The organism is Pseudomonas sp. Sample_16, assembly GCF_004307665.1.
In the GTDB taxonomy this organism is placed as follows: domain Bacteria; phylum Pseudomonadota; class Gammaproteobacteria; order Pseudomonadales; family Pseudomonadaceae; genus Aquipseudomonas.
Map to the genome: position 1 here is coordinate 1 of NZ_RCOB01000208.1, position 9,919 is coordinate 9,919.

The window sequence follows — 9,919 nt, forward strand, 5'->3', positions numbered from 1 at the left end:
CCCCCAACTTTTCGTTCGCGCTGAACCCTGGCTCAACTGTGCGCAACAACAAAGTGCCCTTTCATTCCTTGGCAATCTCCGGTGCCAGCAGCCATTCCGCACTGTCGTTCCAGACGTCCATATGGGTGATCTTGCCATCGCGCACTTCGAAGCGGTCCAGATAACGATTGCCCGAAAAGCAGCGGCCATCCGGCCATTGGCCGAACAGTGTGCCATTGGAATACACCACGGTATGGTCGCCCCGGTCCATCCAGTCGAAGTTTCCCATGGCTTTCTTGACCCAGGCGTAGCGTGAGCCATTGAACGCCGTGATCGCCAGTGGATCGGGCATGGCCCGGCCGCCGGTGAAGGTGATCTTTACATCGGCACTCATGAACGTCGCCGCCCGGACGGGATCCGGGGCCATGGAAGCCTCGAGAAAATTGCTAACAATCTGTACATCTTTATTCATTTCAGACATCGCTAAAACTCCTGACTCTAGGAATACCCGGTTGATTCGGACGCCTTTGCATGGTGCAAGCCGCCTTCTTTTGGCGCGAAAAACTCTGCCAGCCCCTGCAAAACCACCCTATTTCAAGGGCTGCTGCGACTGGCATCCTACTTGCTAGCAATAATTATGCAACTGCTAGCAATCAGGAGAATCAACCATGGCCACCCGGCTTCCAAACCTGCAACGTCTGCTGTTTCCCGTGGCTGCGGCAGTCACGCTCAACATGGCTGTTTTCGGTGGCGCGCAAGCGTCCGAGCCGCCGATCAAAGTCGGTCTGGTAGCCGCGCTTTCGGGCCAGTCGGCCAAATCCGGCGAAGCCCTGACTCGGGGCTTGACCATGGCCATCAATGAGGTCAACGCCAGCGGCGGCGTGCTGGGGCGTCCGCTGGAGCTGGTGCGGCGTGACGACGAAAGCAACCCGTCCAAGGGCATCCTCGCCGCTCGCGAACTGGTCCAGCGGGAAAAGGTCGCGGTGCTGTTTGGCGGTCTTGATACACCGGTTTCCCTGGCCATCGTGCCGCTGGTCAACCAGATGAAAGTACCGTTCATGGGCATCTGGGCCGCCGGTACGAAAATCACCGAGAACGGCGCAGCCGATAACTACGTGTTCCGGGTTTCCGCCGTCGATGAACTGGTGGATGAGGCACTGGTGAAGTACGGCGTCGACAACGGCATGAAGAAGCCGGGGATGATCCTCATCAACAATCCATGGGGCGAGTCCAACGAGGCTGGATTCAAGCGCGCCCTGGAAAAACGCGGCATGCCCAACGCTGGTGTCGAGCGTATCCAGGACAGCGATCTCGACGTAGTGCCGCAACTGACCCGATTGAAAAACGCCGGTGCGGACACCCTGCTGCTGGTCGGTAACGTCAGTCCCTCGGCACAGGTGGTCAAGTCCCTGGACCGCATGGGCTGGGACGTGCCGGTCGTTTCTCACTGGGGGCCGGCCGGTGGACGCTTTGGCGAATTGGCGGGGCCGAACGCCTCTCGCGTGCATTTCATCCAGACCTACGTGTTCACCGAGAACAATGGCGCCAAGGGCGATGCCCTGTTGGCTGCGTTGAAAACGGCATACCCGCAGATCAAGACGCTGGCTGACGTCACGCCGGCAGTGGGCATTGCCAATGCCTACGACGCGCTGCATCTCACCGCCCAGGCCATCGAAAAAGCCGGCAGTACCGACGGCAAGGCCGTACGCGACGGGTTCTACGCCATCAACGAATACGACGGCTTGATCAAGCACTACACGCAACCGTTTACCCCATCCAAGCATGACGCGCTGGGGCCGGACGACTATCTGTTCACCCACGTCGTCAACGACCAGATCGTGCCGCTCAAGCCTGAGGAGTAAGCCATGTTCACCGCCGCCATCATCACCGGCCTCGGCCTCGGCAGCATGTACGCGTTGCTGGCGTTGGGTTTTCACCTGACCTACGTCGTCTCGCGCACCGTCAACTTTGCCCAAGGCAGCGCCATGATGGTCGGCGCCGTGCTGGGCTACACCCTCTGCATCAACTGGGGCTGGTCGCTGTGGCTGGCCCTGCCGCTGACGCTGCTCCTCTGCGGGCTGTACGGCCTGGTGATCGAACGCTGGCTGGTACGGCCCTTCCACAGTCGCGGCTCACAGGCCTGGCTGATGGCAACGGTGGCGGGAGGCATCCTGGTGGATAACCTGGCGCTGTTTACCTTCGGCAAGGAGCCGCGCCAATTTGAAAGCAGCCTGGTCAATCTGAACATCGAGCTGTTTGGCAGCAACGTGGGCGCACTGCAATTGCTGATTCCGCTGGCAGGCGCGGCCATTGCCCTGGCGCTGTATCTGGTGCGGCGCTACACCCGGCTGGGCAAGGTGCTGGAAGCCTGCGTGCAGAATCCCCGCGCAGCGATGCTGATGGGGATCAACGTCAATCGTGTGGTCGCCATCGCCTTTGCTGTCTCCACGTTATTCGCCGGCGTGGCGGGTTTATTGATTGCGCCGCTGTTCAGCGTCAATGCGGAAATGGGCATGTTGTTCGGCCTCAAGGCGTTCGCGGTGGCCATTCTCGGCGGTATCACCAGCGCGGGCGGTGTGTTCACGGCGGGGCTGCTGTTCGGCCTGACTGAAGCATTGATCACGTTGTATTTCGGCTCCGCCTTCACCCAGATATTCACGTTTGCGCTGGTCATTGTCGCGCTGGCGATTCGTCCCAACGGTCTGTTCGGCAGCCAGGCATTGGTGAAAGTATGAAGAACTTCAACCCCCTGGCCGCACCGGTCTTCATTGCCTTGCTCGCGATCGTCTGCGGCGTACTGGCGTTCACGCTGGACAGCTACTCGCTGCTGGTTTTCACCCTCTGCGCCCTGGCGGCGGTGGTCGGTGTGGGCCTCAATATCCTGATCGGCCTCAGTGGGCAGATTTCCTTCGGGCATATCGCCTTCTACGCCATCGGTGCCTATGTATCGGCACTGCTGACCCTGGCGGGCTGGCCGTTGTGGCTGGCCCTGCCCACGGCCAGTGCGGTAGCCGGACTGGTTGGCGCGCTGTTGGCGATTCCCGCCCTTCGGGTCAGCGGCCCGTACTTGGCGATGATCACCATCGCCTTCAGTTTTGTGGTGCATCACAGCCTGATCGAATGGCGGGACGTTACGGGCGGTTCCAACGGCTTGATGGGTATCCCGCTGCCGGAATTCGCCGGCCTTGATCCGGCGACTGTCCTCGCCCTGTTGGCCGGTGCGTTGATGATAGGCGCCCTGCTGTTTTACCAGCGCCTGAGCCACAGCAGTTGGGGCAAGGCCATGCGCGCGGTGAAAGCCTCGGAGATTGCCGCCCGCTCACTGGGCTTCAATCCGGTCATCAGCAAAACCCTGGCGTTTGCCTTGTCGGCGGCATTGACCGGGCTGGCGGGTGGCTTGCTCGCGCCATTGCTGATGTTCATCAACCCTGAATCCTTCCCGTTCTCCCAATCCATTCTGTTTGTCCTGGCCGTGATCGTCGGCGGCAGCGGCATGCTGTTCGGACCGTTGATTGGCGCACTGCTGATCGTGCTGGTGCCGGAACTGCTGTCCGACTTTGCCGAGTACCGCCTGCTGATCTTTTCCGTGCTCCTGCTATTGGTGCTCTGGATCGCGCCCAACGGCCTGCTCGGCGCCCTCGCCCGACGCTGGATCAAACCGCCTCGCTTGCTGCCACCGACGCGCATCGATCAGCAACGCATCGCCGCGCATTTGCGCAGTCGTGGCCCGTCTTCAGGCTTGCGGGTCAGTGACATAGGCATTCGCTTCGGCGGCGTGCAGGCCGCGCAGCATGTCAGCCTGCATGCACCTGCCGGCAGCATCACCAGCATCATCGGCCCCAACGGCGCGGGTAAAACCACCGTGCTCAACATGATCAGCGGGTTCTATGTGCCGGACAGCGGCCAGATCGAATTGCAACAGCCATTGGCGGGCCTGCCGGCCTGGAAAGGCGCCCGGGCCGGCATCGCCCGCACCTATCAGACCACCCTGCTGTTCGGCGAAATGTCGGTGCTGGACAATCTGCTGGTCGCGATGCAGAAGGGTCGCCTGGGCCTGCCGTTCAGCCTTGCCACCGACGAGCAGCGAAGCCTGGCGCTGGATCTGCTGGCACTGGTGGGCTACCGCGGCGAGGTGAACATTGCCGCCGAGGACTTGCCCCATGTGGATCGCCGCCTGGTGGAAATCGCCCGGGCACTGGCCACCGCGCCTGCGGTCCTGTTGCTGGATGAACCGGCAGCGGGTCTGAGCCGCCGCGACACCGATGATCTGGCCGTTCTGCTGCGCAAGCTGGCGGATTTTGGCCTCACGGTGATTCTGGTCGAGCACGACATGGCGCTGGTCATGTCGGTGTCCGAGCACCTGCTGGTACTCGATGCGGGCAAGCCAATCGCCGCCGGGCCGCCGGCTGAAATCCGCCGCAACCAGCAGGTGATCGCCGCGTACCTGGGCGGCACCGAGTATCAGGCCACGCCGCGCGAACAGGCCTGGAATGGCAGCCGCGATGCGCGCCTGTTCGTCAAGGACCTGGTCATCGACTATGGCGCGTCAGCGGTGGTCGACAAGGTCAACCTGCTGGTCAATCCCGGCGAGCTGGTGGCGATTCTCGGCGCCAACGGCGCGGGCAAATCGAGCATCCTGCAGTGCCTGGCAGGCCTGCATCGCGCCAGCAGCGGCAGCATCCTGCTGGACAACGAAAACATCGAACAGGCCAACGCCAGCACCGTCGCGGCAAAAGGCCTGGCGCTGGTACCCGAAGGCCGCCAGGTATTCCCTTACCTGAGTGTGCGCGACAACCTGTTGCTGGGTGGGTATTCACGCCGCGAAGCCTTCGACGCCGACGCGGAAATCGAGGCGATCCTCAAGCGCTTCCCGCGCCTTCGAGACCGCATCGACAACCCGGCCGGGCTGCTTTCCGGTGGCGAACAACAAATGGTCGCGGTGGGTCGCGGCCTGATGGCCAAGCCAAAAGTCCTGTTGCTGGATGAACCTTCACTGGGCTTGTCACCGGCCATGATCGGCGAGTTGTACGACGCACTGGCCGCACTGCGCGACGAAGGCGTGACCATCCTGCTGGTGGATCAAATGGCCAACCTGGCCCTTCAGGTGGCGGATCGCGCCTATGTGCTGGAAACCGGGAGCATTGTCAAAGCCGCCAGCGCCGCAGAATTGCGCGACGATCAGGCGTTGGCTGCCGCTTACCTGGGTGAAGGAGCCGTCGCATGAGCGCCTTGAAAGTCATCAATGCCCGGCTGCCTGACGAGCGCGCCAATAGCGAGCTTCATGTCGAGAACGGCTACTTCGTCGCCGCCTTCAGTAAGGACACACGCCATTGGCAAACCCTTGACCTGCAGGGCCAATTGATGATGCCGGGCCTGATCGAAACCCACTTGCACCTGGACAAGGCCTGCATCATGCAACGCTGCCAGCTGCACGAAGGCACGCTGTCTGAAGCCGTGGCGCAAACCCGGGCAGCAAAAGCCGAATTCACTGAAGACGATGTCTATCGGCGCGGTGCCCGGGTACTGGACAAGGCGATTGTCCAAGGCACGACGCATATCCGGACCCATGTCGAGCTGGACCCGCAGATTGGCCTGACCGGGTTCAATGCCATTCGCCGCTTGCAAGCCGATTATGCCTGGGCCATCAGCCTGGAAATCTGCGTGTTCCCCCAGGAGGGTTTACTGAACAATCCGGGGACTGAAGCGCTGCTGTGCCAGGCACTGGAAAGCGGCGCCAGCGTACTCGGCGGCTGCCCCTATATGGACAGTGACCCGAACGGGCAGATCCGGCGCCTGTTCGAACTGGCGGTGCGCTACGACTGCGACCTGGACCTGCACCTGGATTTCGACCTGAATCCCGAAGGCATGACCGTCATGGAGGTGGCACGCTGCACGCAGCTGCATGGCTGGGGCGGACGCGTCACCGTCGGCCACGCGACCAAGTTGTCGACCTTGCCCCGGGAACCCCTGACGGTGCTTGGCCTGCACCTGGCGCAAGCGGGCGTGCAGGTGACTTGCCTGCCCAGCACCGATCTGTTCCTGATGGGTCGCGAGGCGTTTCACAACAAACCCAGAGGACTGGCGCCACTGGCGCATCTGCACGCTTGCGGCGTGACCTGTTCGGTGTCTACCAACAACATCGGCAACCCGTTCACGCCCTATGGCGACGCCTCGTTGATCCGCCAGGCCAACCTGTTCGCCAACGTCAGCCAGATGGGCACGGCGGCGCAACTGCGGCAATGCCTGGCGTGGGTATCCAGCGAGGCGGCGCGTATGCTGAGGTTATCCGATTACGGCCTGCTGCCAGGCTGCCGCGCCGATTTCATTGTGTTCGACGCGCCCTCGCCGGCGGCGGTCATCGCTGAAATATGCGCACCGGTCATGGGCTTCAAGGGAGGGCTTCAGACGTTCAGCCGGCCGGCGGGAACGTTGCTGAAGCCGAGTGCTTAATCGATCAACGCCTGCTTGAGGTTGAATTCCTCGGGCACGCTTTCTTCCAGGGCCAACTGCCCTTCCAGTTCATCCAGGTGTTCGAGCATGACGGCGACGGCTCTTTCATTGTCGCCATTTTCCAGCGCGGTAATGATCTCCTGATGTTCATCCGAGGCGCAGGATGGCACGTCATTGCGCTGGTACAGCGCGACGATCAATGAACTGCGCACCATCAGGTTGGCGAGGATATCGCTCAGCACGGCATTGCCACTGATCTCGCCGAGCAGCAGGTGAAACTCGCTCAGCTCGCGGACGATGGCACGTCGATCGGTGTCGTTGGTGGCTTTGCGTTCGTTGTTCATGTGCCGGGCGATGCGCTGCCGGTGTTTGCGCATCACTGCCGGGGTGATGGCCTCGACGATCGCCCGCTCGATGGCGCGACGCGCGCTGAAGATATCCCGCGCTTCCTTTGCCGTCGGCTGAGCAACCATGGCGCCGCGATTGGCTTCGATGGTCACCACCTTTTGCATCGCCAGCCGCTGCAACGCCACCTGCACATGATTGCGGTTGGCCTGCAGGGTTTCGACAATGTGTGCTTCTACCAATCGAGTGCCAGGCGGCAGGCGATGCTGGGCGATAGCCTTGAACAGTGCATCGACGATGCGTTGCACTTCAAGCTGTTTGGCGGTGACAGTGCTCAAGCCCATCCATTCCTCTGTTGTCCAGAAAGCCTCAGGCCAATACGCAAGGCTGCGGATGGCGGGCAATCGGCGGCATTATCCGCCAGCGGCATGAACCCGGCAAATGCCCCGCTCACGGCTCAGCCCGCCTGACCCAGGCCCGCGCCCTCGCCCCGTGGGTCATGCATGGCTCTGCGCAGGCCATCGGCATCGATGGCGATGATCCCGGCGTGGCCGGTCATGGGGCTGCGGGCCGGGATGATTTCCACCTCATGCCCCAGCATCCCAAGGCCCTCAATCGTGGTGGCAGCCATGTCGCCTTCCAGCTTTAGATTGTCCGTGCTGTCGAAAAAACTGCGCCCCAACAAAAAGCGCGGGGTTTGCAGGGCCTGGTCAATGGGCTGCTGATAGTCGATCAGTTGGGTCGCCAGGACCATCTGGGTCTGCGGTTGACCATCGCCCCCCTGGGTGCCGAAGAACCAGCGTCGGCCATCGTCAGCCAGATAGCAGGACGGATTGAGCGTGTGCGCCGGACGCTTGCCGGGAGCCCAGCCATTGACGTGCCCGGGATTCGCGTTGAAGCCGGCAGCGCGGTTCTGCCACAGCACGCCGGTGTCACCCAGAACGCAGCCCGAGCCGAAGTCATGAAACAGGCTCTGGATCAGGCAGGCCGTACGCCCCTGAGCATCGGTCGCGGCCATCCAGACGGTATCGGCCGGGCGCCCCGGCTCGGTCCAGGGTGCAGCACGCTGGTCGTCGATGGCATCGGCATAGGCTTGAATCTGCGCGCTTTCGAGACTGGCGGCAAAATCCCAGGGCTTGCTCAGCGGATCGCACAACTGCGCATTGCGCCGCAGCAACCCCTGCTTGATGGCTTCGACCAGATAGTGATAGTACAGCGCGCTGCCGTTGCCGACTTGCGCCAGCGGCTTGTGTTGCAGCGCGGCCATGGCCTGCAACGTGTAAAGGCCTTGGCACGGCGGCGCGACATTGTAGAGTCGTCCATCGCGGTAACGCACCGAAATCGGTGCGACTTCAGGGGCGCGGGTCGCGGCCAGATCGGCAGCGGTCAAGCCGCACCCAAGGCGATCGAACGCAGCCCCGAAAGCCTCAGCCAGTTCGCCGTGGTAGAAATCCTCGACGCCGTGTTTCGCCAGATGGCGAAGGGTGTTGGCGAGCTCGGGCTGGCGCAGGTTATCGCCCTCGCGCAGCCAGCGCCCGTCGGTCTTGCACAGGTGATGCAGGTCCGGCAATTGCTCGATCAGCGGCTGGCGCAGGGTTTGCCAGAACAATTGCGATTGCGAAACCACGACACCGGCATCGGCCACGCTCGCTGCGTCTACCAACAGATCAGCCCAGCCCAGCCTGGAGCCCCACTCATGACGACTGATGTCTGCTGCGGTCTTCCAGCTCGCCATCGCGCCCGCGGTGCTGGCCACCGAAGCCGGACCTCGCACGGTGATGGATCCGCCCTCAGGCAACCGCTGCCCGGCCTGGCCGATCCCCACGATGGTGCGCACCTTGCTGTCGTGGATCATCCACAGGGCATCGCCACCCAGACCGGTCATGTGCGGGAAAACCGCTGCAAGCATGGCACTGGCGGCCAGCATCGCATCGATGGCCGTTCCGCCCGCCTCCAGAACCCGCATGCCGGTGGCGCTGGCATCGGCATGGGGCGTACAGATCACGGCACGACTGGAGGTAGCGATCATGGTTCAAGGCCTCTTTTTTGCTAGCTATCGATATGAATATTGTTAGCAATGCAAGATGTATGCCTTTTACCCTGCGGCAGACGGGGTGGCGTCCAGCGTCAAACCCTTTTGAACGTCAACCAGCCCCCCCAAAACAAGCTATTGAAGAGATCCGGCGTCGTTCAACAGTTTATGAACCGCCACCTCGGAAATGCAGTCTTCTGCGCCTTAGTTTTTCTCGGCACTGACCTGCCCGGTATACTTGGGCAGATTAATTTCCACATCAGCTTTTTGTTGCAGACCTAGTTCCATAAGGCGGCCGATATGGTGTTGGGCGGCAGGGCGTCGAACAGAGTTGAGAAAAGCGGGCCATTCTTTCCCGACGTCTTCGTTTGAAGGGAGGGAAGCTACATTCACCAGTTCCTTGATCTCGCCCAGAGATTGCTTGTCGAAGGTGGCGATACGGCGGGCCAGAGCATCGACGAAGCTGTTCAGCTCGTTTTCGGGAAAGCTGCGGTTTACGTAACCATAACGCTCGGCCAGCTTGCCGTCGATGTCGTTACCGCTTAGCAGGACCTCTAATGCACGGCCGCGGCCGATAAGACGTGGCAGGCGCGCCATTGGGCCTCCGCCTGGGACAAAGCCGGCGCCAATTTCAAATTGGGAAAGCACTGCCTTGTCGCTGGCAAAACGCATATCGCTGGCCAAGGCCAGTTCACTGCCCACGCCAGAGGCGCGGCCGTTGATCATCGCGATGGAAACCACTGGGGACTTACTCAGGCGTACCAACATGTCCGGAAGGGGCGGCAGGCCGGTCTTCCCGTTGGGCATTTCCAGGGTCCGCTCCAGAGGCTCGGCGAAGTCGTAGTGGGTTAGGAAAAAGCCAGGCACCTTGCTTTCAAAAACCACCACCTTGAGTTTGGTGTCGTTTTCTATCGCGCTGACCACCTTCTCGAACTGCAAGGTAGAATCCGGACCATATATGTTGAAAGGCGGGTTGTTGATCTGCACTCGCCAGTATTCCGGACTGATCTTGTCAATGAGAAACTGGTTGGGGGAGGAACTGGCGGATTTTGGGGGACTGGTAGCAGTGTCGGCGGCAAGGGCTTGACCAACTATGGTACTCCCGCCCAACAG

Annotated in this window: 8 protein-coding genes; 4 read left to right on the forward strand and 4 right to left on the reverse strand. The window is 61.7% G+C overall.

What is annotated here, in order from left to right:
* Positions 1-61 precede the first annotated feature (61 nt).
* Positions 62-460: a nuclear transport factor 2 family protein gene (locus D8U69_RS27430; protein WP_130908540.1), complete on the reverse strand. Its 399-nt coding sequence runs from the start codon at positions 458-460 to the stop codon at positions 62-64.
* A 187-nt stretch (positions 461-647) separates the two neighbouring features.
* On the opposite strand from D8U69_RS27430, the gene D8U69_RS27435 reads away from it, so the two are divergent.
* The 4 genes from D8U69_RS27435 to D8U69_RS27450 are packed head-to-tail and all read left to right on the forward strand — an operon-like array spanning position 648 to position 6,429.
* Positions 648-1,841 carry an ABC transporter substrate-binding protein gene (locus D8U69_RS27435; RefSeq protein ID WP_130905030.1) on the forward strand — a complete coding sequence of 398 codons (1,194 nt, stop codon included), beginning with the start codon at positions 648-650 and terminating at the stop codon, positions 1,839-1,841.
* Between the two features lie 3 nt (positions 1,842-1,844).
* On the forward strand, positions 1,845-2,714 hold the full coding sequence (locus tag D8U69_RS27440) for a branched-chain amino acid ABC transporter permease (RefSeq protein ID WP_130905031.1): 870 nt from the start codon (positions 1,845-1,847) through the stop codon (positions 2,712-2,714).
* Positions 2,711-5,203 (forward strand): ATP-binding cassette domain-containing protein, encoded by a 2,493-nt coding sequence (locus D8U69_RS27445; RefSeq protein ID WP_130908541.1) that lies wholly within the window; start codon positions 2,711-2,713, stop codon positions 5,201-5,203. The genes D8U69_RS27440 and D8U69_RS27445 overlap by 4 nt, the downstream gene beginning before the upstream one ends.
* Complete coding sequence (locus D8U69_RS27450; RefSeq protein WP_130905033.1) at positions 5,200-6,429, forward strand: amidohydrolase family protein; 1,230 nt, start codon at positions 5,200-5,202, stop codon at positions 6,427-6,429. The genes D8U69_RS27445 and D8U69_RS27450 overlap by 4 nt, the downstream gene beginning before the upstream one ends.
* On the opposite strand, the gene D8U69_RS27455 is transcribed toward D8U69_RS27450, so the two are convergent.
* The 3 genes from D8U69_RS27455 to D8U69_RS27465 form a co-directional block, all read right to left on the reverse strand.
* Positions 6,426-7,118: a GntR family transcriptional regulator gene (locus D8U69_RS27455; protein WP_130905034.1), complete on the reverse strand. Its 693-nt coding sequence runs from the start codon at positions 7,116-7,118 to the stop codon at positions 6,426-6,428. The genes D8U69_RS27450 and D8U69_RS27455 overlap by 4 nt on opposite strands.
* Before the next feature lie 113 nt (positions 7,119-7,231).
* On the reverse strand, positions 7,232-8,803 hold the full coding sequence (locus tag D8U69_RS27460) for a gamma-glutamyltransferase (protein WP_130908542.1): 1,572 nt from the start codon (positions 8,801-8,803) through the stop codon (positions 7,232-7,234).
* Positions 8,804-9,010: 207 nt separating this feature from the next.
* Positions 9,011-9,919: enoyl-CoA hydratase/isomerase family protein (locus D8U69_RS27465; protein ID WP_206663075.1), on the reverse strand; the 909-nt coding region annotated here is incomplete at its 5' end.

Coding starts and splice junctions, on each gene's coding strand:
- D8U69_RS27430 (WP_130908540.1), bottom strand. CDS start 460: ATGTCTGAAATGAATAAAGATGTACAGATTGTTAGCAATTTTCTCGAG.
- D8U69_RS27435 (WP_130905030.1), top strand. CDS start 648: ATGGCCACCCGGCTTCCAAACCTGCAACGTCTGCTGTTTCCCGTGGCT.
- D8U69_RS27440 (WP_130905031.1), top strand. CDS start 1,845: ATGTTCACCGCCGCCATCATCACCGGCCTCGGCCTCGGCAGCATGTAC.
- D8U69_RS27445 (WP_130908541.1), top strand. CDS start 2,711: ATGAAGAACTTCAACCCCCTGGCCGCACCGGTCTTCATTGCCTTGCTC.
- D8U69_RS27450 (WP_130905033.1), top strand. CDS start 5,200: ATGAGCGCCTTGAAAGTCATCAATGCCCGGCTGCCTGACGAGCGCGCC.
- D8U69_RS27455 (WP_130905034.1), bottom strand. CDS start 7,118: ATGGGCTTGAGCACTGTCACCGCCAAACAGCTTGAAGTGCAACGCATC.
- D8U69_RS27460 (WP_130908542.1), bottom strand. CDS start 8,803: ATGATCGCTACCTCCAGTCGTGCCGTGATCTGTACGCCCCATGCCGAT.